The sequence below is a fragment of the Kribbella caucasensis genome, assembly GCF_004361855.1.
In the GTDB taxonomy this organism is placed as follows: domain Bacteria; phylum Actinomycetota; class Actinomycetes; order Propionibacteriales; family Kribbellaceae; genus Kribbella; species Kribbella caucasensis.
In genome coordinates this window covers 19,220-41,390 of the sequence record NZ_SNWQ01000019.1, presented here as the reverse complement: position 1 = coordinate 41,390, position 22,171 = coordinate 19,220, and the positions used below count along the sequence as shown (strand labels likewise).

At 68.5% G+C, this 22,171-nt stretch carries 25 protein-coding genes; 10 read left to right on the top strand and 15 right to left on the bottom strand.

Annotation, left to right across the window (positions count from 1 at the left end; translation table 11 throughout):
* Positions 1 to 3 precede the first annotated feature (3 nt).
* Positions 4 to 1,083 carry a 2-oxoacid:ferredoxin oxidoreductase subunit beta gene (locus EV643_RS31885; protein WP_133803896.1) on the bottom strand — a complete coding sequence of 360 codons (1,080 nt, stop codon included), beginning with the start codon at positions 1,081 to 1,083 and terminating at the stop codon, positions 4 to 6.
* Entirely contained in the window at positions 1,080 to 3,074 is a 1,995-nt protein-coding gene (locus tag EV643_RS31880) for a 2-oxoacid:acceptor oxidoreductase subunit alpha (RefSeq protein ID WP_238165936.1), read from the bottom strand. The genes EV643_RS31885 and EV643_RS31880 overlap by 4 nt, the downstream gene beginning before the upstream one ends.
* 263 nt (positions 3,075 to 3,337) lie before the next feature.
* Between EV643_RS31880 and EV643_RS31875 the strand changes: the two genes are divergently transcribed.
* On the top strand, positions 3,338 to 4,138 hold the full coding sequence (locus EV643_RS31875) for a hypothetical protein (protein WP_133803895.1): 801 nt from the start codon (positions 3,338 to 3,340) through the stop codon (positions 4,136 to 4,138).
* Positions 4,139 to 4,164: 26 nt separating this feature from the next.
* Positions 4,165 to 4,521 carry an NADH-quinone oxidoreductase subunit A gene (locus tag EV643_RS31870; RefSeq protein ID WP_133803894.1) on the top strand — a complete coding sequence of 119 codons (357 nt, stop codon included), beginning with the start codon at positions 4,165 to 4,167 and terminating at the stop codon, positions 4,519 to 4,521.
* Between the two features lie 16 nt (positions 4,522 to 4,537).
* On the opposite strand, the gene EV643_RS31865 is transcribed toward EV643_RS31870, so the two are convergent.
* Positions 4,538 to 5,440: an ornithine cyclodeaminase family protein gene (locus tag EV643_RS31865; protein ID WP_202869853.1), complete on the bottom strand. Its 903-nt coding sequence runs from the start codon at positions 5,438 to 5,440 to the stop codon at positions 4,538 to 4,540.
* Positions 5,441 to 5,657: 217 nt separating this feature from the next.
* On the opposite strand from EV643_RS31865, the gene EV643_RS46050 reads away from it, so the two are divergent.
* The 3 genes from EV643_RS46050 to EV643_RS31855 all read left to right on the top strand — a co-directional run bounded on the left by EV643_RS46050 (position 5,658) and on the right by EV643_RS31855 (position 6,844).
* Positions 5,658 to 6,011 carry a membrane dipeptidase gene (locus EV643_RS46050; RefSeq protein ID WP_238165935.1) on the top strand — a complete coding sequence of 118 codons (354 nt, stop codon included), beginning with the start codon at positions 5,658 to 5,660 and terminating at the stop codon, positions 6,009 to 6,011.
* A complete protein-coding gene (locus EV643_RS46045) occupies positions 5,951 to 6,433 on the top strand; it encodes a dipeptidase (protein WP_238165934.1) in 483 nt (160 codons plus the stop codon). Before EV643_RS46050 ends, EV643_RS46045 begins: the two co-directional genes overlap by 61 nt.
* Before the next feature lie 180 nt (positions 6,434 to 6,613).
* Entirely contained in the window at positions 6,614 to 6,844 is a 231-nt protein-coding gene (locus tag EV643_RS31855) for a hypothetical protein (RefSeq protein ID WP_133803892.1), read from the top strand.
* Between the two features lie 5 nt (positions 6,845 to 6,849).
* Here EV643_RS31855 and EV643_RS46760 read toward each other — a convergent pair whose 3' ends face one another.
* The 7 genes from EV643_RS46760 to EV643_RS31830 form a co-directional block, all read right to left on the bottom strand.
* Positions 6,850 to 9,765 carry a helix-turn-helix transcriptional regulator gene (locus EV643_RS46760; protein WP_133803891.1) on the bottom strand — a complete coding sequence of 972 codons (2,916 nt, stop codon included), beginning with the start codon at positions 9,763 to 9,765 and terminating at the stop codon, positions 6,850 to 6,852.
* A gap of 149 nt (positions 9,766 to 9,914) precedes the next feature.
* Positions 9,915 to 10,076, bottom strand: a complete 162-nt coding sequence (locus tag EV643_RS44370) for a hypothetical protein (RefSeq protein WP_166665651.1) — start codon at positions 10,074 to 10,076, stop codon at positions 9,915 to 9,917.
* A 16-nt stretch (positions 10,077 to 10,092) separates the two neighbouring features.
* Complete coding sequence (locus EV643_RS46555; protein ID WP_255513061.1) at positions 10,093 to 10,224, bottom strand: hypothetical protein; 132 nt, start codon at positions 10,222 to 10,224, stop codon at positions 10,093 to 10,095.
* A 232-nt stretch (positions 10,225 to 10,456) separates the two neighbouring features.
* Positions 10,457 to 10,672: a hypothetical protein gene (locus EV643_RS31845; protein WP_133803890.1), complete on the bottom strand. Its 216-nt coding sequence runs from the start codon at positions 10,670 to 10,672 to the stop codon at positions 10,457 to 10,459.
* A gap of 52 nt (positions 10,673 to 10,724) precedes the next feature.
* Complete coding sequence (locus EV643_RS31840; protein WP_238165933.1) at positions 10,725 to 11,444, bottom strand: GntR family transcriptional regulator; 720 nt, start codon at positions 11,442 to 11,444, stop codon at positions 10,725 to 10,727.
* Positions 11,441 to 11,977, bottom strand: coding sequence for a cysteine hydrolase family protein (locus tag EV643_RS31835; protein WP_133803889.1), 537 nt, complete (start codon positions 11,975 to 11,977; stop codon positions 11,441 to 11,443). Before EV643_RS31835 ends, EV643_RS31840 begins: the two co-directional genes overlap by 4 nt.
* Positions 11,977 to 13,431, bottom strand: coding sequence for a purine-cytosine permease family protein (locus EV643_RS31830; RefSeq protein WP_133803888.1), 1,455 nt, complete (start codon positions 13,429 to 13,431; stop codon positions 11,977 to 11,979). Before EV643_RS31830 ends, EV643_RS31835 begins: the two co-directional genes overlap by 1 nt.
* A gap of 130 nt (positions 13,432 to 13,561) precedes the next feature.
* Between EV643_RS31830 and EV643_RS31825 the strand changes: the two genes are divergently transcribed.
* The 4 genes from EV643_RS31825 to EV643_RS31810 all read left to right on the top strand — a co-directional run bounded on the left by EV643_RS31825 (position 13,562) and on the right by EV643_RS31810 (position 16,261).
* Positions 13,562 to 13,789, top strand: a complete 228-nt coding sequence (locus tag EV643_RS31825; protein WP_202869852.1) for a hypothetical protein — start codon at positions 13,562 to 13,564, stop codon at positions 13,787 to 13,789.
* 78 nt (positions 13,790 to 13,867) lie between these two features.
* Positions 13,868 to 14,713 (top strand): alpha/beta fold hydrolase, encoded by an 846-nt coding sequence (locus EV643_RS31820; RefSeq protein ID WP_133803886.1) that lies wholly within the window; start codon positions 13,868 to 13,870, stop codon positions 14,711 to 14,713.
* A gap of 4 nt (positions 14,714 to 14,717) precedes the next feature.
* Positions 14,718 to 15,302 carry an NADH-quinone oxidoreductase subunit B gene (locus EV643_RS31815; RefSeq protein ID WP_133803885.1) on the top strand — a complete coding sequence of 195 codons (585 nt, stop codon included), beginning with the start codon at positions 14,718 to 14,720 and terminating at the stop codon, positions 15,300 to 15,302.
* On the top strand, positions 15,299 to 16,261 hold the full coding sequence (locus tag EV643_RS31810) for an NADH-quinone oxidoreductase subunit C (RefSeq protein ID WP_238165932.1): 963 nt from the start codon (positions 15,299 to 15,301) through the stop codon (positions 16,259 to 16,261). Before EV643_RS31815 ends, EV643_RS31810 begins: the two co-directional genes overlap by 4 nt.
* Positions 16,262 to 16,412: 151 nt before the next feature.
* Here EV643_RS31810 and EV643_RS31805 read toward each other — a convergent pair whose 3' ends face one another.
* Complete coding sequence (locus tag EV643_RS31805) at positions 16,413 to 17,585, bottom strand: NmrA family NAD(P)-binding protein (protein ID WP_202869851.1); 1,173 nt, start codon at positions 17,583 to 17,585, stop codon at positions 16,413 to 16,415.
* 99 nt (positions 17,586 to 17,684) lie between these two features.
* Between EV643_RS31805 and EV643_RS31800 the strand changes: the two genes are divergently transcribed.
* Positions 17,685 to 18,635, top strand: a complete 951-nt coding sequence (locus tag EV643_RS31800; protein WP_133803884.1) for a complex I subunit 1/NuoH family protein — start codon at positions 17,685 to 17,687, stop codon at positions 18,633 to 18,635.
* On the opposite strand, the gene EV643_RS31795 is transcribed toward EV643_RS31800, so the two are convergent.
* Genes EV643_RS31795 through EV643_RS31780 form a run of 4 tightly spaced genes read right to left on the bottom strand, consistent with a single transcriptional unit; the run spans position 18,632 to position 22,093 of the window.
* Positions 18,632 to 19,852: an ABC transporter permease gene (locus EV643_RS31795; RefSeq protein ID WP_133803883.1), complete on the bottom strand. Its 1,221-nt coding sequence runs from the start codon at positions 19,850 to 19,852 to the stop codon at positions 18,632 to 18,634. The two genes, EV643_RS31800 and EV643_RS31795, sit on opposite strands and share 4 nt — an antisense overlap.
* The gene (locus tag EV643_RS31790) at positions 19,852 to 20,514 is read right to left on the bottom strand and encodes an ABC transporter ATP-binding protein (RefSeq protein ID WP_133803882.1); all 663 of its coding nucleotides are present in this window, start codon (positions 20,512 to 20,514) and stop codon (positions 19,852 to 19,854) included. Before EV643_RS31790 ends, EV643_RS31795 begins: the two co-directional genes overlap by 1 nt.
* Positions 20,511 to 21,575 carry a peptidoglycan-binding protein gene (locus tag EV643_RS31785; RefSeq protein ID WP_133803881.1) on the bottom strand — a complete coding sequence of 355 codons (1,065 nt, stop codon included), beginning with the start codon at positions 21,573 to 21,575 and terminating at the stop codon, positions 20,511 to 20,513. Before EV643_RS31785 ends, EV643_RS31790 begins: the two co-directional genes overlap by 4 nt.
* Complete coding sequence (locus tag EV643_RS31780; protein ID WP_133803880.1) at positions 21,575 to 22,093, bottom strand: hypothetical protein; 519 nt, start codon at positions 22,091 to 22,093, stop codon at positions 21,575 to 21,577. The genes EV643_RS31785 and EV643_RS31780 overlap by 1 nt, the downstream gene beginning before the upstream one ends.
* Positions 22,094 to 22,171 lie beyond the last annotated feature (78 nt).

Here is a 22,171-nt window from a genome sequence, read left to right as displayed (position 1 = left end):
TGACTAGTTGACGGTCCAGGTGTCGGAGCCGGTTACCAGGGACTGGAGGTCGCCGGGGCCTTGGGTTTGCTGGGCGGTCTCCACTTGGTGGCGGACCAGGTCGTCGTACGCGGGGCGCTCCACCGAGCGGAAGACGCCGATGGGGGCCCGGTGCAGGACGCCGGCGTCGGTCAGCCGGGACAGGGCGAACGCGTACGCCGGGTCGTCGGTGTGCGCGTCGTGGACAACCAGGTCGGCCTCACCGTTCGGCAGGCCGGCGATCTCGCGGACCGCGAGCGAGGCGAACCCGTCCCGGACCACGCCGAGCCGGCCCTCCTTGCCGAACTTGATCGGTTCGCCGTGCACGAGCGGGATGATCGCGTCGTCCCGGGTCTCCGGGTCCTTGAACGCCTCGAACGCGTTGTCGTTGAAGATCGGGCAGTTCTGGTAGATCTCCACGAACGCCGTACCGCGGTGCTCGGCCGCGGCCCGCAGTACCGACGTCAGGTGCTTGCGGTCGGAGTCGACCGTCCGCGCCACGAACGTCGCCTCCGCGCCCAGGGCCAGCGAGACCGGGTTGAACGGGTTGTCCACCGATCCCATCGGGGTCGACTTGGTCACCTTGCCGGTCTCGGAGGTGGGCGAGTACTGGCCCTTGGTCAGACCGTAGATCCGGTTGTTGAAGAGCAGGATCTTCATGTTCACGTTGCGGCGCAGGGTGTGGATCAGGTGGTTGCCGCCGATCGACAGCGCGTCGCCGTCACCGGTCACCACCCAGACACTCAGGTCGGGACGGGACACCGCGAGGCCGGTCGCGATCGCCGGCGCGCGGCCGTGGATCGAGTGCATCCCGTACGTCGACAGGTAGTACGGGAACCGGGACGAGCAGCCGATCCCGGACACCATCGCCACGTTCTCGCGCTTGATCCCGAGCTCGGGCAGGAACCCCTGGAACGCGGCCAGTACGGCGTAGTCACCGCAACCCGGGCACCAGCGGACCTCCTGGTCGGACACGTACTCCTTGCGGTTCTGCGGTCCGTCGGCGGCCGGTACGCCGTGAAGGCCGCCGGGCAGACTCGGCAGGCCGAGATCGACCGTGCTCATCGTGCTCCCTCCGGGTGGTGCAAGTGGCCGTTGGACCGGCCGTTCGGCTCGGTGTGCAGCGCTTCGCCATGCGTCAGGCTGGCCGCGGCCTCGCCCATGTGCCGGGCGTCGTCGTCGATGCCCTCGGTCTCCTCGACCAGGTTACCGATCACCTCGGCCAGTTCCGCGGCGCCGAGCGGCATGCCCCGGACCTGTGCGTACGAGACCACGTCGACCAGGTACTTGGCGCGCAGCAGCATCGCCAGCTGGCCGAGGTTCATCTCAGGCACGAGGACCTTGTCGTAAGACTTCAGTACTTCGCCCAGGTTCGACGGGAACGGGTTCAGGTGCCGCAGGTGCGCCTGCGCGACCTTGCCGCCGACCTTGCGGACCCGGCGGCACCCCGCGCCGATCGGGCCGTAGGTGCTACCCCAGCCGAGGACCAGCACCTTCGCAGTACCGTCCGGATCGTCCACCTCGAGGGGTGGCACCGCGATGCCGTCCACCTTCGCCTGCCGGGTGCGGATCATCAGGTCGTGGTTGGCCGGGTCGTAGGAGATGTTGCCGGTCTTGTCCTCCTTCTCCAGACCGCCGATCCGGTGGTCCAGCCCCGCCGTACCGGGAACCGCCCAGGCGCGGGCCAGGGTCTCCGGGTCGCGGAGGTAGGGGAGGTACGTCGGCTCACCCTTGTCGTTGGTCGCGTTCGGCCCGGTGGTGAAGTCCGGGTCGATCGTGGGCAGATCCTCGATCACCGGGATCTGCCACGGCTCGGAACCGTTGGCCAGGTAGCCGTCGGACAGCACGATCACCGGCGTCCGGTAGGTGACCGCGATCCGGGTCGCCTCGACCGCGATCGCGAAGCAGTCCGCGGGGGACTGGGCCGCGACCACCGGCAGCGGGGCCTCGCCGTTGCGGCCGAACATCACCTGGAGCAGGTCGGCCTGCTCGGTCTTCGTAGGCATCCCGGTCGACGGGCCGGCGCGCTGGATGTCGCAGACCACCAGCGGCAGCTCGAGCATCACGCCGAGGCCGATCGTCTCCGACTTCAGGCTGATGCCCGGACCGGACGACGTGGTCACCCCGAGCGCCCCGCCGAACGCGGCACCCAGGGCGGCGCCGACACCGGCGATCTCGTCCTCGGCCTGGATGGTGGTGACGTTGAACCGCTTGAGCTTGGACAACTCGTGCAGCACGTCGGACGCGGGGGTGATCGGGTAGGCCCCGAGCACCAGCGGCAGACCGGCCCGTTGGGCGCCCGCCACCAGCCCGTACGCGAGCGCGAGGTTGCCGGAGATGTTGCGGTACTGACCGGTCGGCATCGCGGCCGGCTTCACCTCGTACCGGACGGAGAACTCCTCGGCCGTCTCGCCGAAGTTGTACCCCGCGCGGAACGCCGCGATGTTGGCGTCGCGGATGTCCGGCTTCGAGGCGAACTTGGTCTCGAGGAACTTGATCGTCGACTCGACCGGTCGCTGGAACAACCAGGACACCAGGCCGAGGGCGTACATGTTCTTCGCCCGGGAGGCGTCCTTGCGGGTCAGCCCGAACTCCTTGACCGACTCCACCGTCATGCCGGTCAGGTTCAGCGGGACGACGTGGTACGCGTCCAGCTCGCCGGTCTCGAGTGGGTTCTCGTCGTACCCGATCCGCTTGAGGTTGCGCGCGGTGAAGTCCGCGGTGTCGACGATCAGGGTGGCGCCGCGCGGTACGTCGCGCAGGTTCGCCTTGAGCGCCGCCGGGTTCATCGCTATCAGCACATCGGGCGCATCACCCGGCGTGAGGATGTCGTGGTCGGCGAAGTGGAGCTGGAAGGACGAGACTCCCGGCAGGGTTCCGGCTGGTGCCCGGATCTCCGCCGGAAAGTTGGGCAACGTCGACAGGTCATTGCCGAACGAAGCCGTTTCCGCTGTGAACCTGTCCCCCGTGAGTTGCATCCCGTCACCGGAGTCGCCGGCGAACCGGATCACCACTCGGTCGAGTTGCTTGACCTCGATGGTCACTGTTCTGTTCATCTCCAAGTCGAGCTTGGGCCGACCGGCCTTCGGTAGAAGTCGGCCGATCCCCCCTGTCAGGGCGATAACCCCAATGTTAGTTCGCACTTAGTACAGAACCATGCGGATCGCCGAGTGGTCCACAGCCTGGGATGGGCAGACCAAATCCGTCAGTGTGACGTAGAGCAGTCGCTCGCTTGCCATCCGCAGCCATTACCGGCAAGGTGTCTTCATCAAGTTGTGATCTACCCCGGGATGCCCCGGGTCTCGAGGGAGTTTCCACCATGGGCGTTCGCCCTCTCATCGGTCTTGTCGTGTCGGCTTTGGTTTTGACGGGTTGTGCCGCGACGGTCGCCCCGGCGCAGAACGCGATGGTCGTGACCGACGACATGTTGGTGGCGTCCCAATCGGCGGCGCGCACGGTGAAGATCACGAGCGTCCGGACGACCGACTACACCAAGGGCACGCTCACCGTTTCGGGCACGCTCAGCCCGGCGCCGGCCGCCGGGTCACGGGTGGCCCTGCAGCGCTGGTCGTCGACGGCCGGCTGGCAGGAGATCGGTCACGGCACTCCCTCCGGCGGCAACGTCACCATCTCGTCGAACCAGCCCGGCTCGATCCGCACGTACCGGCTCGCGATCGGCCCGCAGGCGCCGTACGCCGCTGCCGCCTCGGCGCCGGCCGGGTTCTACCACTACGTGTGGCGCGGGATGTTCAAGAAGCCACTGCTCGCCTCGGGTGGCACTGGGCATCCGGTGTTCACCGTGATCCCGGTGTCGGAGGCGCCACGTCGCGCCGAGGCCGAGGTGCTCGCCGACAAGACCGGTGTGGTCTGGGGCGACGTCAACTCCGCTGGCTGTTCCTGGGTGAAGAACTGGCTGGGCAACATCACCGACGGCACCATCCGCGCGTCGCTGCTGAACGGCTCGACCGGGCTCGGCTCGGTCGATATGGCCCAGGAGACCGAGACCTGGCTGAACCGCAAGATCCTCGGCGTCAACCGGCTCCGCGTCCAGATCGCCGACGTCCGCTCCGGCTACGGCCCCCAGGTCGCCCTCGACTCGATGCTCCTCTGTACCAACTGAAGCTCGCCCGGAACTAGACTGCGGCCATGTCCGAGGCCTACGGAGTCGTCGCCGTCCTGGTGGTGCTCGCCCTCGGCGGCCTGATCGGCGCGTTCGCCCTGAACCGGGCCCTCACGATCACGCACCCGACCCCGGAGAAGCTGAAGACGTACGAGTCCGGCGTCGACCCGGTCGGCGAAGGCTGGGCGCAACTCCACATCCGCTATTACCTGTACGCCTACCTGTACGTCATCTTCGCCGTCGACGCCGTCTACCTCTTCCCCTGGGCCACCATCTTCGCCACGGTCGGCGTCTCGTCCCTGATCGAGATGTTCATCTTCCTCGGCTTCGTAACCGTAGGCCTCCTCTACGCCTGGCGCAAAAAAATCCTCACCTGGACCTGATCCGCGTGGTCGAGAGCTACGGGCTCTGGGACAGGAGGCGGGCGATCGCCCAGTCCTGGGGGCCTAGGCCGACTGATTTGAAGACGGTTCGGCCGGTGGTGGGTTGGGGGTGGGTGGTGAGGGCGGTGCCCAGTTCGACCAGGGAGTCGGGGGAGAGGGCGCCCGACTGGACGGCGTCGATGATCTCGCCGGACTCCTCCAGTGCGGCTTCGCGTTGGTCGACGAGGACCAGGTCGGCGCTGGCAAGCAGGGAACGGGGGAGTTCGCGCATGGTTGGGCGGAAGGCGCCGATCGCGTTGACGTGGACGCGCTCGGGGAGGGCGTCCGCCTCGAAGAGTGGGGTGGACGTGGAGGTGGCGCAGCAGATGATGTCGGCCGCGGCGACTGCGCGGTCGATGTTGGTGCCGGAGATGAACTTCACCTGAGGGAACTCGTCAGTGAGCGCGGCGGCCAGGGCTCTCGCGCGGTCGGGGTTGCGGCCGGCAATCATCGTCTCGGCGATCGGCCGTACTGCGAGGACGGCGCGGACCTGGTCGGCTGCCTGGCCCCCGGTTCCGATCAGGGTGAGCCTGGTGGCGTCGGCGGGGGCCAGTAGGTCGGTTGCGAGGCCGACAACGGCGCCGGTCCGGAGTGTGGTGATCACGGTGCCATCGGCAACGATCTGCTCGCCGCCGGTCCAGATCAGAAGCGCACGGATGGCCGGATCACGGTCCAGATCGATACTGATCTTCTTCACCACAGCGGTCCGGGTCGGCGTGTGGTACGTCGACATCACCAGCACCGCGCCATCCCCGAAAACCTGCCGCGCCGGCAGCACGAAGTTCCCAGCCGCAAGGTCCAGAAACGCCTGCCGCATCCCCTCGATCGCCATCGGCATCGAGACAACCCGCCGCACATCCTCCGCCCCAAAGATCCTCACCACCCGCACCCTAGCCGCCACCCACCCTGTACCGGTCGACATGAGGTAGTCCCTCGCTTGGCAGTCCTCCACGCCTGAAGCCCACCGATTGAACGCCCCAACCCTGACCACCTCATGTCGAGATGTACGCCAGACGGTCCTGCGGGGGCGGGGTTGAAATTCGTGTACTGCGGTGGTCGGCTGGCTCGGGAACTTGATGAGTCAGGGGGTTGGTGGGATGAGCGAACTGCACCGGGACGCGATCGTGGCCGACGCGCACAACGATTTGTTGATGTTGGTGGCGCGGCGGCCGAGGGAGACGTGGGCGGGGTACTTCCGGGATCGGTGGATTCCGCAGTTGCGGGACGGTGGGGTCGACGTTCAGGTGTTGCCGGTGTTCATCGACGACGAGTTCCGGCCGGAGGGGGCGTTGCGGGAGACGTTGCGGATGATCGAAGCGGCGTACCGGATCGCGGAGGGGAATCCGGACCAGGTCGCGCTCTGCCGGACCGGTGCCGACCTCACCGCCGCGTGTCCCATGTCGGCCGGGCCGGCGTCGAGCACATCCTCGAGCTGGCGACGAAGCCGGTGATGGCGTCGCATTCGAGCGCCTTCGCGGTTCGCGAGCACCACCGCAACCTCACCGACGACCAGTTGCGCGGGATCGCGGCGACCGGCGGAGTCGCGTGCGTGAACTTCTTCGCCGGCTTCCTGACCACCGAGAAGCCGACGATCGAGCACCTCGCCGACCACATCGAGCACATGCTGGCCGTGGCGGGGGAGGACCATGTCGGGCTCGGCAGCGACTTCGTCCAAGAGGTGTTCGACGAGAAGATCCCGGCTTGCGACCGGCCGGTGATCATCGAGGGGCTGGACAGCAGTGTGTACGTCCCCGGGCTCGAGGGGCCGGCCGGGATGCCACTGGTCACCGAGGCCCTGGTCGCCCGCGGGTTGCCCGAGGTAACGATCCGGAAGGTGCTCGGGCAGAACCTGGTCCGGATCATGAGTCACTGAGAGTCACCTGCCTGGACAGGGACCGATGGTTGCCTGATCACCCTGAGTCATTGCGTTCGACAACCATTGTGACGAAATCCCCTGCTGTTGTTACCGATTGCGATGGGACTATCGCAATCCGGTCAGGACGGGGCTATGGTGATTACTGGGGGGAACGGGGCGAGTACGGGGCGGTGAGGCATGTTCTGGCAACTGTGGGTATTGGTTGCGGTGGTCGCGAGTGGCCTGCTGATCTTCGTGACGGTGCGATTCAGGCACGCGCAGAGGGTCTTCGACCACATCATCGACCAGCTCGACGACCCGGCCGCGTGCCCAGATCTCGACGCCCCGATCGACGAGTTAGCCCGCCGGCGCCGTACGGATGCGGCCTTGGTCCCGCACCAGGCTCACCCGCACAGCCGGCAGCGCTGACCGAATCAGTCCAGCAGACCGTCCCGGTGGGCCACGGCGGCCGCCTCGGTGCGGGAGCGGACCCCGAGCTTGGCCAGGATGTTCGACACGTGCACGCTCACGGTCTTCTCGCTGATGTACAACTCCCGCGCGAGCTGCCGATTCGTGCGGCCCTCGGCGAGCAGTCGTAGTACCTCGGTCTCGCGGGCCGTCAGCGCGGAAACGCCGGCCGGCTCGGCCGAACTGCCCAGCTCGTCCAGCAGCGGCTTCGCCCCCAGTTCGCGAGCGACCTCCGCAGCCAGCTGAGCCTGTTCGTTCGCCTCCGCGACCCGCCCGGCCGCCCGCAACGCGTCCGACAGCCGCACCCGCGACCACGCCTGCTCAAACACATACCCATAACCGAAGGCGTCCACGGTTCGCTGCCAGGTCGCGACATGTTCGGCGGCCGTCGGCGGATCGATATCGGCCAGCCACCGAAGCCGCTCCCACTCGGCCTCCAGTCGCGCCAGCCAGGCGATTCCCTCGACGCCCAGCACCCGCCCCGGCGGCAGCCCCTTCTCCGCCACCGTGTGCCCCACGCTGAGCAGATCCGCACCCCGCGCGACCAACTCCGCGGCCGCGGTCGGCTCGGTCACCACCCGATGGCTGAGCACCTGCAACCCGATCGCGGAGTACCGGATCCGGGCCAGGAACCACTCGCTCTGGAACACGTCGCTGAGCAGCGTCGTGACATCGGCTATCAGCTTCTCCGCCTCGGCAGTCCGGTTGAGCGCCACATACGCGTCCACGGCCGGCTGCAACCCGAGCAGCGGCAGCATCACGTCGAGCGACCAGAACTTGCGGGACCGCTCGAGCTCCTCCGCGACCGACGTGTCACCCCGACCGCTGCGAACCGCCATCCCGACCGCCCGCAGTCCGGCATCGGCGGCGGCGGGCGTCATCGTGTCGGTCCGCGTGGTCACCGCCGCCTCGTCCCACTCGCCCAGCACGAACTGCGTCAGCGCGAGCATCCGCCGGGCATCGAACCCGTACGCCGCCCACTGGCGGCCGAGCTCACCCGCTCGCTGACTGGCGTTCAGCAGAGCCGTCTTCGCGTTGGCCAGATCACCTTGTTCGTAGTGGTTCGCGCCGAGCAGGTACCGGCTGCGGACCTCGGCCGCGGCATCGCCCGCCAACTGGGCCCGGACCGCGGCCTCCTCGAGCTGTTTCGCCGCGGCGACCGGATCACCGGCTCGGCGGCGGAGCTGGGCCAGCGTGATCCCGGCATCACCGGCCGCGTCCTCCTGGCCGATCTCGCGGGCGATCTGGAGCGCCTCGTTGGCCCAGCGCTCGGCGTCCATCGGCCGGCCGAGCGCATCCGAGACGCGCGCGTACAACGAGACCACCTGGGCCTTGAACACACTCGCCGGCTCGTCGGCCATCATCCGGAACGCCTGCGTGATCGCCTCATGCGACTCGCGGTCCTGGTCGATGATCAACGCGATGTCGGCCAGCGGCAGCAACAGCTGCGCCCGCTGCATCTTCGGCGCGTCGGCCGGCAGATCCGTCAGCGCCTTGCGGAGCAGCTTGACCCCGCGGAGGTGCTGCGAGGAGAGCGTGGCGGCGGTCGCGGTCTGGACGACCAGCCAGGTCTTCTCGATCGTGCTGTCGGCCGCGGCGTTCGGGAACAGCTCCAGCGCCATCTCGTAGTGCTTGAGCCCCTCCTGCGGCGCGGCGACCGAGATCGCCTCCTGCCCGGCCCGCACACGTGCCTCGAACGCGGTCGCCAGATCGTGGGATCGAGTGGCGTGCCCGGCCAGCTCCGCCGCAGTACCGGCGACGGTCTGGTCTTTCAGAGCCTTCGCGTACGCCGCGTGCTGGCGGACGCGTTCGCCCGGCAGCAGGTCGTCGTACACGGCCTCGGACAGCAGAGCGTGGCGGAAGTAGTACCCCGCGTTGCCCGGGTGCTCGATGATGTGCGCGTCGATCAGCTCGCGCAGGGCGGCGTCGAGTTCGCGGTCGGGCAGCCCGGCGACGGCGGTCAGCAGATTGTGCGGAACGCGCCGGCCGGCGACGGCGATCACCCGGGCCACCTGGCGGGCGTCGTCGGACAGCGGGTCGAGGCGGACCAGGAGCAGATCGGCGAGGTCCGGCGGTACTGCGTCCGCGTCGCCCATCGAGGCCGCCGCGACCAGTTCCTCGGTGAAGAACGCGTTGCCGCCGGCCCGCTCGAGGATGCGGCTGACCTCCGACTCGGGGAGTGGCTCGGTGAGGAGCGCGGTCAGCAGAGTGCGCGACTCGACGGCGTCCAGCGGGTTGAGGGTGACGCGGTGGACGCGCGGGTTGCGGGACCACTCGGCGATCGGGCGGCGGAGTGGGTGCCGGCGGTGCAGATCGTCGCTGCGGTACGAGACCACGAGGGCGAGTCGCTGCGACGTCAGCCGGGTGAGCAGGAAACCGATCAGGTCCCGGCTCGAGTCGTCGGCCCAGTGCGCGTCCTCGACGATCACCAGCAGCGGTTCGCTGGTGGACAGCGCTGTGAGCGCGCCGAGCACGGCGTCGAACAGGGCACCGCGGTCGAGCTGGCCGTCCTGCGGGACCGGCTGGGCGCCGATCAGCCGGTGGGTCGGCAGCAGCCGGCCGATCGCGGGGAAGTTGGTCAGCACGCTGTCGACCAGGTCCGGCCGCTCACCCGCCAGCCGGCCGAAGATCTCGGTGAACGGCAGGTACGGCAGGCCGGCGTCGCCGAAGTCGGTGCAGTGCCCGACCAGTACGCCGAAACCCCGCTCCTGCGCGCCGGTGGCGATCTCGTCGAGCAGCCGGGTCTTGCCCACGCCGGCGTCGCCGGACAGCAGGATCGCGCCGGCGCGGCGGGTCTTCGCCTCGTCGACGGCGCTGAGCAGTGCGGCCATCTCGGCTGAGCGGCCGACGAGAGGTGTCGAGGTCCAGGGCACGTCGTCCATCTTCGCCCCTGGCGCCGACACAATTCGACGACATCCCATCCGAGCCCCATCGGAAGCCCGTCCAACACCGCTCGCAGCCGGCCTTTCTCCGGGTAGCAGAACGCCGTCCCTGGTCTTGGTTGCTGGACCAGGGACGGCGTGTGTGGCGGTCATGCGGCGTGAGTGGGTCGCAGGGCCCGGCGCGCGCTCCGGGGTTCGGCCTTCGCGGCCTGCTCCCGCCGCTCCTTACGGGCGGTCGCCCGGAAGTCGCGCTTGATCCGTTCCTGCCGGTAGGCGGTCTCCGCCTGGATGCTTTGCTGTGTCATGAACATGGTGGTTTCCCTCCCTTCAGGCCTTCTTGGTGAACAGGTGGACGAGGTGCCGGCGGTTCCCGCTCTGGCGGGCCGAGCGGCGGTAGTCACGGGCGAGGCGCTGCCTGCGGTAATCGACCTCTGCCTTGACGGACTCGGTGCTGAACATTTGTGCTGCCTCCTGGGCTGCGGTTGCATCGACGCCTTGTCGATGCCCTAAATCTGCTCGTCTGAGGAGGACCCGCACATCGGAACTCCTCCCTATCCACCACCCCCGGTTGCCTTAGGCGGTCCCTATATCGCCTGGGACCCCGCCTAAGGCGTCCGCAAAGGCAGCAGCGCGACCGAGGGAGCCTCGGTCGCGCTGCATTGGTGGAAGGAGACAGGTGGTGGCCGGGCGCTCACATCGCGTGCCGGGAGCGGATCACCCGCAGCTCGAGCGCGGTCGCCTCCGGCTTCGGGGCGCGGCGCAGGAACCACCCCGGCCGCTGGAAGTCCCGCTTGAGCCGCTCCTGCCGGTACTCGATCTCCGCCTGCAGAGATTCGGGGGTGTGGAAGTACATGCCGTCCTCCAGAGCTGGTCGATGGCTCGACTGTGCTCGTCTGAGGTCCGTCACCACATCGGCACTACTCCCTAGAGATCGCCCGCCCAAGCGTCTAAGGACCGGGTCATCCACCGGCCTCGTTGAAGGTCAGGCTGAGTTCGAAGTGCCGCGGATCGAGCAGGCTGTCCACGTGTTCGGCGAACCGGTCGTCGGCGGTCCAGCTGGTCCGCGTGCTGTGCAGGAACCAGGTCCCGTCCGGCCGGCCGAGCAACGCTGCCTCCTCCCGGTCCAGCGGTCGGCCGCGCAACCGCTGTTCACCATGGTCGAGATGCAGTCCGGCCCGGATCAGGGTCGCCGTGATCGAGGCGTTCTCCAGCCCTCGTTGGGGAAGGTCGCGGAGTTCACCGATCGCGGGCAGGCAGCTCCGCTCGATCGAGATCGCGTCGCCGCCGACGATGGTGCGGACCCGCTGTACGACGATCACGTCCGGCGACTCGAGTTCCAGTCGCGCCGCGAGATCGTGGTCCTGCTCGAGCGCCAGCCGTAGTACCCGGATCTGTGTTTCCACACCGTGCTCGGCCAGGGCGTGGGTCCAGCCGAGCCGGTCGTCCAGGGGGCGTCCGTCGAACAGTACGAACGACCCCTTGCCGGTCCGGGTGGTGATCAGCCCGTCCTCGCACAGTGTCGCGAGCGCCGAGCGGACGGTGTTGCGGCTGACGGCGAACCGTTTCGCGAGCTCCACCTCGCCGGGCAACCGGCTGCCGTGCCGGACCTGGCCGGACCGGATCTCCCGGGCCAGGATCGACGCGATCCGCTCGTGTTTCAGGGTGATGCCACGGATCACTGCGTCTGCTTCCGGAGTTCGTCGACGGTGACGATCTCCAGCATCGGCGTGTACAGCCGCATGATGTCGATCGCCTTCTGGTGGTTCGCCTCGTCGGACCCGACGCACGCATCCTCGACCACCTGGACGTACACACCGGCGTCTGCGGCTGCCAGGGCGGTGCTGAGCACACAGCAGTCGGTGGTCACGCCGGCCAGGACCAGGTTGCCGCCCGGCCCCACCGCGTCGGCGAGTTCCTTGCCCCACTTGCCGAAGCTCGGGCTGTCGAGGGTGGGCGCGCCGTGGAACTCGTCCACTAGTTGGTACGCGTCCGAGTCCGGTGGTTGCAGGGCGAACGGGTACAGCTCGTAGTACGACGCCCAGGAGCCGGTCGGTACGTCGGTGGGCGCGACGAATCTGGTGAAGATCACGTGCGGCGAGAACTGCTCGACCAGTCGCCGGGTCGGTTCCACCACGCGCTGGAAATCGGGCGCCGCCCAAGCGCTCCCAGGCTCGGCGAAGATCCGCTGCAGATCGATCAGGGCCAGCACCATCAGCTCACCCGTTCCTGGGCCTGTACGGCGGATCGGCCGGCGAACCACTGGACCAGGAAGGACAGGACCAGCGCGACCAGCACACCGAGATTCGCGAACGCCCACGCGCCTTCCTTGCCGCCGAGACCGAGTGGTCCGAGCAGGTACCCCTGCCACTTCAGCCAGGCCGCGGCCGCGTTCGTGACCAGGCCCCAACCGATGCCGGTGGCAACGACCATGATCGCGATCGGCAACCACCGCACATCGCCGTACCGGCCGTTCCGGTCGAAGAGGTCGGCGTCGTGGTAGTCGCGTTTGCGGCTCGCGATGTCGGCCAGCATGATGCCGCACCAGGCCGCGACCGGGACGCCGAGGGTGATCAGGAAGCCCTGGAACTCGCCGAGGAACTCGTCGCCGAAGAACACCACGTAGATGGTCCCGGCGATCATCACGAGGCCGTCGATGAACGCGGCGACGTACCGGGGTGCGGGCAGGCCGATCGACAGCAGGGCGAGGCCGGACGAGTAGATGTCCAGGACCGCGCCACCGACGAGTCCGAGCACCGCCACGATCACGAACGGCACCAGGAACCAGGTCGGCAACGCCTCGGCCAAGGCCCCGATCGGGTCGGCCGCGATGGCCGCGCTCAGGTCGGTCGAGGAGCCGGCCAGCAACAGCCCGAACATCAGCAGCACGAGCGGCGCGATCGACGCGCCGAAGGTGGTCCAGCCGACCACGCCCGCACTTGACGACGTACGGGGCAGGTAGCGGGAGTAGTCCGCGGCCAGGTTCACCCAGCCGAGGCCGAACCCGGTCATCAGGAACACCAGCGCCCCGATGAACGCCTGGGTCGACCCGCTCGGCAGCGCGGACACCGTGCTCCAGCTCACCTCGTCGGCGACCAGGAGGATGTAGACGACGGTCAGTACCGCGGTGACGATCGTGATGATGGTCTGCATCCGCATGATCAGGTCGAACCCGAGTACGCCGCACGCGACGATCAGCGTGCCGACCATGACCAGCGCGACCACCTTGGTGATGTCACCACCACCCCAGCCGAGCCGCTCGAACACGGTCGCGGTCGCCAGCGTCGCGAGGATCGTCAGCACCGTCTCCCAGCCGACCGTGAGCAACCAGGACACGAACGACGGCAGCTTGTTACCCCGTACGCCGAACGCCGCCCGGCTCAACGCCATCGTCGGCGCCGATCCACGTTTGCCGGCCAGCGAGATCAACCCGCAGAGCAGGAACGAGAACACGATCCCGACCACCGCAGCGATCACGGCCTGCCAGAACGACACCCCGAACCCGAGGGTGAACGCGCCGTAGCTCAACCCCAGCACCGACACGTTCGCCCCGAACCAGGGCCAGAACAACTGATTCGGCCGGCCCTTCCGCTCCGAGTCGTCGATCACGTTCAGCCCGTTGTTCTCGACGGTGAGCGCTCGCGGCCCCACCTCCACCTGCTCGGCCATCGCCGTTCTCCCAATCCGGGGAAGTGAACCTGTTCAGTCCTGTTCAATCACGGTAGGTCGGCCTGAAGAATGGGTCAAGGAATCGGGTGGGGCTGCCGACCGGGCCAGAACAGCGCATACTTGAAGCCTGATGGATTCCTACCGCGCGACGACGCGTCGTCACCTGTCAACGAGCCCCTTCAAGCCCCGCGAACCCGAGCCGGTCAAGGTCTTCGAGGTCGGTGAGCGGGTGTCCCACGACAAAGAAGGTCTGGGCCGGATCGCCTCGGTGGACGGCGGCCACGCAGTGGTCGTCGACTTCGGCGGCGGCAAACTGGTCCGCGTCATGGCCCCCTTCACCAAGCTCTACCCCCTCTGACCGCTGCCCCCTGAGCGTCGTCCGAACCACCGCAACCCGGTGGTTCGGTCAGGGCGCGCTGTCATCGGGAGGACACTCATGCCGGTCAGCACTGCGGTGGATGGTTTCCGGTTGGCGTATGACCAGGTGGGGGACGGGCCCGCGGTCGTGTTGTTGCACGGATGGCCGGGGGATCGGACGGATTATCGACGGCTCGGGCCGATGCTGGTGGAGCGCGGCCGGCAGGTCGTCGTACCGGATCTTCGAGGGTTCGGGGAGTCCGACAAGTATTTGGTGGATGGGCAGTACGACGTCGCGGGGCAGGGCCGCAGCGTTGTCGGGTTGATCGACGAACTCGGGCTCGAGCTGCCGGTACTCGCGGGGTACGACATCGGCAGCCGGGTCGCGCAGGGGATCGCGAAGAGCCGGCCCGAACTGGTGAAGGCGTTGGTGGTGGCGCCGCCGTTGCCGGGCATCGGGCAGCGGGTCTTCTCGGAGCGGGCGCAGACCGAGTTCTGGTACCAGGCGTTCCACCGGCTGCCGGTGATCGAGGAGTTGATCGACGGGAACCCCGATGCGGTGCGGGCCTACCTGAACCACTTCTGGACGCACTGGTCCGGCCCGGGGTTCGAGCCCGAACTGGATCATCTCGTCGAGGTGTACTCCGCGCCGGGGGCGTTCACGGCGTCCATCAACTGGTACCGCGCCGGGGCCGGTGCGGTTGCCACGTCCGCCGCTGAGGTCGCGCCTACGCCGGACCAGCGGATCGGCGTACCGACGACGGTGTTGTGGCCGGAGCACGATCCGCTGTTTCCGCGCTCGTGGTCCGATCGGCTGGATGAGTTCTTCAGCGACGTACGGCTCCGGCCGGTCGATGGAGTTGGGCATTTCGCACCGCTCGAGTATCCGGAAGTGCTCGCAGAGGAGATCGTCGGACTAGGCTGACCCCATGGCTGATGTGCATCTGCCGATGCCGACGGTGCGGCCGGCTGTGGGCGGGCTGGCGAAGCTCGCGCCCGAGCCGGTGCGGTACCTGCTGAATTGGGGCCGCAAGTACTCGCTCTGGGTGTTCAACTTCGGGCTCGCCTGCTGCGCGATCGAGTTCATCGCGGCGTCGATGGGCCGGCACGACTTCATCCGGCTCGGCGTGATCCCGTTCGCGCCCGGGCCGCGGCAGGCCGACCTGATGGTGGTGTCGGGCACTGTGACGGACAAGATGGCACCGGCGATCAAGCGGCTGTACGAGCAAATGCCGGAGCCGAAGTACGTCATCTCGTTCGGTTCCTGCTCCAATTCGGGCGGTCCGTACTGGGACTCGTACTGCGTGACGAAGGGCGTCGACCAGATCATCCCGGTGGACGTCTACGTGCCCGGCTGCCCGCCCCGGCCGGAGGCGTTGCTGCAGGGGATCCTCAAGTTGCAGGAGAAGATCGCCGGCGAGGACGTCACCACCCGATACGAGCCGTCCGCGCAAGCCCTGACCCGCGGACTCGTGCAGCCCGCTGTGACCCCTGGTCCGGTGGAGCCGCGGTGAGCGACCACATGCTCTCGGCCCTCACCGAGGCCGGGATCACCGCGACCTCGACGGACAGCTTCGGCCCGGTCGCGATCGACGTACCGGCGGAGTCGTGGGTCGCGGCGCACGAGGTACTCCGGGACGACGTCGGCCTGATCTTCTTCGACTTCCTGACCGCGAGCGACGAGCTGACCGACGGGTTCCGGGTGGTCACGCACCTGGCCGACTTCTGGGGTGGCGCGCATGTCGAGCATGTCCTGGTCCGCACCCTGATCCCGCGGACCCCGGCCCGGCTGGCGACGCTCTCGGGGGTCTACGCGGGCGCGAACTGGCACGAGCGCGAGACCTTCGAGATGTTCGGCATCACCTTCGACGACCACCCGAACCTGATCCCGCTGCTGCTTCCCGACGGCTTCGAAGGCAACCCGCTCCGCAAGGAGTTCATCCTCGCCTCCCGAGTAGCCAAACCGTGGCCCGGCGCCAAGGAACCAGGCGAATCCGACCACGCCCCAGCCGCCCGCTCCGGCGCCCCCTCCCGCCGCCGCACCCTGCCCCCCGGCGTCCCCGACCCCGAAACCTGGGGCCCCCGCCCACCCGGCACCCCAGACCCCGACCCCCTGGCTCCGGCCGCCGCGGCCGCAGCAGCCCCCGCCCGCCCCCGCCGAACCCCCACCGAACGCCGCCCCCGCCCCCAAACCACCACGGCCGAAACCCCAACCACCACGGCCGAAACCCCACCCACCACGGCCGAGGCCCCACCTCCAACCCCCTCGGCCGCCCCCACCCCACCATCCGACGCATCGTCCCCGCCCGCGTCCCCGCCAACCGACGCTCCGCAGACCGCGCGCCCAGCAACCGAGGCACCGGCCGAGCCCACCCCACCGGCCGAGCCCAACCCACCCGCCGCGTCCAACCCACCCGCCGCGCCCAACCCACCCGCCGACGCGCCGCCCGCTGACCCAGAGGATCGGGCCTGACATTCGCGGGACCGTGAACAAGAAACCGGGACCGTGAACAAGAAATAACGTGACCGAGCTCCCCACTTCTTGTCCGAGGTCCCGATTGCCCGTCCACGCGGACGTCCGAACCCCTCGTCACCCATCGGCGGCCGCCCCCGGTACACGTAGATCAGCCCTGCGGGGTTGGTGGGGTGAAGTAGAAGACTTCCTCTCGGGTGATTTGGCCGGTGGTGACGGTGTAGAGGGAGAACTTCGTGGTGAGGGCGTCGGTTTCGGCGTATTGGAAGGTGAAGCGGACGCCGAACTGGTCTGCCGACAGGAGTGGGTCGGGGATGTCGACGGCTGTGATCGTGTGGCCCTCGAGGGTGCGGGCGGCGTTGGTGAGGATGGCTTCGTGGCCGACCAGTTCGCCGTCGTACTCGAGAGGCGCCACGCGGGTCACGTCGGGAGCCTCGAGCTTGGTTGCGCGGGAGAAGTCGCCGGTACGGAAGGCGGTCACGAACTCCTCAGCAACCTCGGCGGTCGACAGGACGCGGAACTCCGATGCATGGTCTTTGACCCACTCGCGGAAGGTGCGGGCGGGGTGACCGGTCAGGTCGGCGACTGTGGTGATCACGGGTTCGGGATTGTCGACGAGCGAGGCCCAGTAGGAGACGGATGCGTTGGCCAGGGTCTCGTCGGCTCCCATCGCGAGCATCGCGGCGCGGGCCTCGTCGGGCGTCTCCTCCTCGACCCGGAGCGGCTTGCCGATGACGGAGCCGATCACCGCGACCTGCTCCTCCTGCGTGAGCACCTCCGGCCCGGTCAGCTCGTACGCCTTGCCGACGTGTACCTCGTCCAGTAACGACAGTACGGCGACGTCGGCGATATCGCGTTCGTGGATGAGCGAGCGACCGGCCTTCGGCGACGGGATCCGGATGACGTCACCCGTACGGAACGCCGGCGCCCATCCGAGCGTGTTGGCCGCGAACCCGCCGGCGCGAAGGAACGTCGTCGCGGCGCCCTTGGACGTGAGCAGTTCCTCCACCTCACCCCACACACCCGCAGGGACCAACGCGGACAGGTACACAACCCGCCGTACCTCCTCGACCAGAGCTGACACGATCGGCGCCGCGCCCTCCGAGCTGAAGGACGGCCAGAGCAGGAAGGCGGCATCAACCCCCGCGGCGGCTCGTCGTACGGCGGCTGGATCGTTGATGTCGCCCTGCACCAGCTCGACGGCAGCGGGCAGCCCCGACAGCAGCGGTTGCCGCACCAGCGCCCGTACTTCGGCGCCCGCCTCGAGCAGACCCGCGACCACCTGCCGGCCGACCTTCCCGGTAGCTCCGGTCACCAGAATCATCCCAACTCCCTCACCATCGTCTTCTGTTGTCCCCGTGTCCAACAAAGCCTTTGACCTGAACAGAGGTTGAGGTCAAGCCGGAGTCGGTAAGGTGCCGTCATGGTCGAGTTCGTACTGCGGGTCGTCGGCGTGCTGGTCGCGTTCCTGGTCGCGCCGCTGCTGGTCGGTCAGGCCGAGCACAAGGTGATGGCCCACATGCAGTCGCGACTCGGGCCGATGTACGCCGGCGCCTTCCACGGCTGGGCGCAACTCGTCGCCGACGGGGTGAAGTTCGTTCAGAAGGAGAGCGTCACGCCGGCGGCCGCCGACAAGCGGGTGTTCGAGTGGGCCCCGGTGGTCGCGATCCTGCCGTACCTGGCGGCGCTGGCCGCGATCCCGCTCGCCCCGGGGATCGTCGGCGCCGACCTGGACTCGGGGTTGTTCTTCGTGATCGCCGTGATGAGCATCGGCGTCCTGGGTTCGCTGATGGCCGGCTGGGCGAGCGGCAACAAGTACAGCCTGCTCGGTGGACTGCGGGTCGCCGCGCAGCTGATGAGCTACGAGCTGCCGTTCGTGTTGTCGGCCGCGAGCGTGGCGGTTGCCGCGGGCACCTTGAGCTTCACCGGCATCGTCGACGAGTGGAATCCGTTGTGGTTGCTCTGGCAGCTGCCCGGTCTGGTGGTGTTCTTCATCGCCGGACTGGCCGAGCTGCAGCGGCCGCCGTTCGACATGCCGGTGGCCGACTCGGAGGTGATCTTCGGGCCGTACACGGAGTACACCGGCCTCCGGTTCGCCCTGTTCCTGCTCGCCGAGTACGCCGGGATCGTGGTGCTCGCGGGTCTCACCACCGTGCTGTTCCTCGGCGGGTGGAGCGGGCCTGGTCCGGATGAGCTCGGCTGGTTGTGGTCGATCGTGAAGATCGCGGCCGTCTCGCTCGTGGTGATCTGGGTCCGGGTCGCGTTTCCGCGGATGCGGGCCGACCAGTTGCAGAAGCTCGCCTGGCAGGGCCTCGTGCCGGTGGCGCTCCTGCAGCTCGCGCTCACCGGCATCGGGGTCACGTTGTTCCGCTAAGGAGTGGCAAGCGCCTCCGTTGGTGAGAGCCGGGACGCGCGGATCGCCGGATAGAGCCCGGCCAGTCCGCCGATCACCAGCGTCGCCAGGATCCCGCCGGCCACAGACCAGACCGGGATCACGGTCAGCCAGCCCTGGTACGCCGCGTACGCCGTCGTCACGCCGCTCCCCAGGACGGCACCACCTATTCCGCCGAGCGCCGACAACAGCAACGACTCGGTGAGGAACTGCGTGCGCACTTGTCCACGCGTGGCGCCGAGTGATCGCCGCAGCCCGATCTCGGCGCGGCGTTCGAGCACCGAGATCACCATGATGTTGGCGACGCCGACCCCGCCGACGAGCAGGGCGACCGCGCCGAGACCGAGCAGCAATCCGGTGAACGCCTCGCCCGCGGCCTGTTTCGCCGCCAACGCGTCGGACGGACGGGACACCTGGACCTCGCTCGGGGATTCGGGATTGGCCGTCGCCCCAAGGACCTCGCGGACCGATTCGACCTGCGCGTCGGCCGACCTCGTGTAGATCTTGGTCGGATGCCCGTCGAAGCCCAGGGTGGAATCGGCCGCGGGCCAGCCGACCAGGACCGCACTGTCGAGCTCCGGAGCCAGCGCCGCGGGGGCCAGGATGCCCAGCACCGTGAACCACTCGTCACCGATCAGCACCTGTGTGTCCGGACTGGATCGGCTGATCCCGAGCCGTTCGGCGGCCGCCGAGCCGAGCACCGCCGCGGGGTACCGGCTGGTCGCAGCGTCGAGCCATTTGCCGCTGCGGATCACGCCGCCGATGGTGCTCAGCAGATCCGTGCGAGCGGCGTACGGGACGATGCCGTTGGTCTCGATCGCGGGGATCTTGTCGCTGCGGTAGACGTTCGCGCCGTCCACCCGGCCGATCGCGGAGTGCGCCCGGACCGGCCCGATCCGGCCGACCATCGACTCGGCGGCGAGCGGGAGTTGCGCCTCCTCGCCGGTCAGCGTCGTACCGGGTTCGACGGTCAGCAGATTGGTGCCGAGGGCATCGAGGGTGTTGTCCAGCTCGGCCCGCGACGATGACGAGATCCCGACCACGGCCACCATCGCGGCGATCCCGATCGCGATCCCCAGCGCCGACAGGAACGCCCGGGTCGGCCGGGTCCGCAACCCGACCGCCCCTACCTTCACCACATCTCCCGGCCACAACCGAGCCGGCCGCAACTGCGCAGGTTGGCGTGGTCCGGGGTTCATCAGCGCACCTCCGTGACAATTCGGCCGTCTCGCATCTGGACCTGGCGGGGGAGGGAGGCGGCGATGTCGCGGTCGTGGGTGATGATGACGACCGTGGTGCCGGCGGCGTTGAGGTCGCGGAAGAGTTGCATCACCCCGGCTCCGGACTGCGAGTCGAGGGCGCCGGTCGGCTCGTCGGCCAGCAACAGCCCGGGATCACCCGCGACCGCGCGAGCGACCGCGACCCGTTGGCGCTCACCACCGGACAACTCGTGAGGTTCGTGGTCCAGCCGATGACTGAGCCCGACCTTCTCCAAGGCGGCCGCGGCTCGCTGACGACGCTGGGTCGCCCGCAACCCGGAGTACAGCAATCCGTCCGCGACGTTGTCGACCGCCCGTACACCGGACGCCAGGTGGAACTGCTGGAAGACGAACCCGATCCGGCTCGCCCGCAACGCCGACAGACCCGCGTCGGACAGCCGCGCGACGTCGTACGAGTCGATCATGACCCGGCCCGAGGTCGGCCGATCGAGAGTGCCGAGCACGTTGAGCATGGTCGACTTGCCCGAACCGGACGGGCCGACGATGGCGACCAGTTCGCCGCGATCGATCCGCACCGAGACGCCACCGAGCGCGGTCACGCCGCCCGGGTAGACCTTGGTCACGTCGGTCAGTTCGATCACTTCGGCACCCCCACGCTGACCCCGGCCGCGATCCCAGTCCCGCTGATCTCGACCCGGCCGCTCGCGAACAGCCCGGTCTTCACCGCCACATACCGGGAGGACGTGCCGTCGGTCACCTCGACACCGAATCCGCCTTCGCTCAATGCGAGCAGCGCGGCGACCGGGACGGTCAGCACGTTCTTCCGCTCGGCCGCCGTGAACGTGACGTCGACCGAGGCGTTGCTGTAACTGGCCAACGCATTCTGGTTGTCGACGGCGACGATCACCTCGATCTCCGTCGTCGGTTCCTCGTTCTGGGCGGCCGCCGGGACGATCACGGTGGACACCTTGTCCACCCGGCCCTCGACGGTCTTGTCGTCCGGCAGGGTGACGGTCACCTTGGCGTTCCTCTTGGCCAGCCGCTGGTCCGCGGCCTCCAACTTGACCGTCACTGCCTTCTTCGTCGCCGTGTAGGTCAGCAACTGCTGGCCCGGACCGGTCGGCGCTCCCTCCTGCGCCGCCAGGCTGTCCACCCGGATCGGACCGGTCGAGAACAGGACCTGGCCGAGTTCCACGCTGCCTGTCTCGTCCAGCCCGCGGTCCTCCTGCCACGCCTCGACCGCGTCGGCCGTGTTCGACGTGTACTCGTCGTCCGCGGTGAAACCCGTGTAGCCGAGTGCCTCGAGGTTCTGCTCGAGCTGGAGGACGTCCGGACCCTCACTGTCCACCGCGAGCCTCCGGTACGCCGGCAGCGCGCCGTACATGAGACTGGTCGGCTTGTTGTTCACGGAGAACACCGTCTGCCCGCGGTAGAACTGTTGCCCACTGTCAGGCAATGCGGTAACGGTCCCTGCACCACGGCTGACCGCAGTACTGGTCGTGCCGTACCCGAGCTCGCCGTCGGCAGTCTCGGTGTCCTTGAGGGTCTGCTGTGTCACCTTGGCTGTGTTCGGCGGCAGTGTTGGCGTGGTGTCGTCCGCGGCCTGACTGCTGTCGCTACGGGTGAGGAGCGTGGCCGTGAGTGCACCACCTGCGGCCAGCACAGCCAGTGCGGTGAGGGTGGTGCGACGACGACGGGGCATCAGTTACCCGCCATGATCGGCTGACAGGTCTGCTGCGCCTTGTCGAAGTCCGGGTCGTTCCCCGACTCCGGGCCAATCATGATGCCGCGCTGGCCGGGCTTCGGGTCGGGGAACGACTCGACGCCGTTCTTCCGCATACAAGCGGCGAACTCACGGCCGTTCTCTTCCTGCTCCGGGTTCGGCGCGGCGTCGCCCTGTGGGTTGTACTGCTTGCACTCTTCCATCGCCTTGTCCACCTGCTCCCGGCTCAGCCCCGACTCCGGACCGACCTTGAGCTGGAATCCCTTCCCTGGCTCGGGGTCGGGCACGTTCAGACCATGCTCGCGCAGGCATTGGGCGAACTTGATCGCCTTCTCGTCCCGGCTGAGGTTCTCCGGCGCGGGGCTGGCGCTGCCGTCGGACTGCGGCTGGGCGCCGCTGCCGGACGCGACCTGCGGGTCCTCGGTGTCGGCGCCGCAACCGGTCAGGATCACGCTCGCGGCCAGGGCGAACGCGGCCAGGTACTGCAGTCGTTTCATCTCAGCTCCTCGGTCGATGCTTGCGAGTCCCAGCCAACGCGGTAGCGCGTTTCCCTGCCGTTACCGTTCGCGCTAACG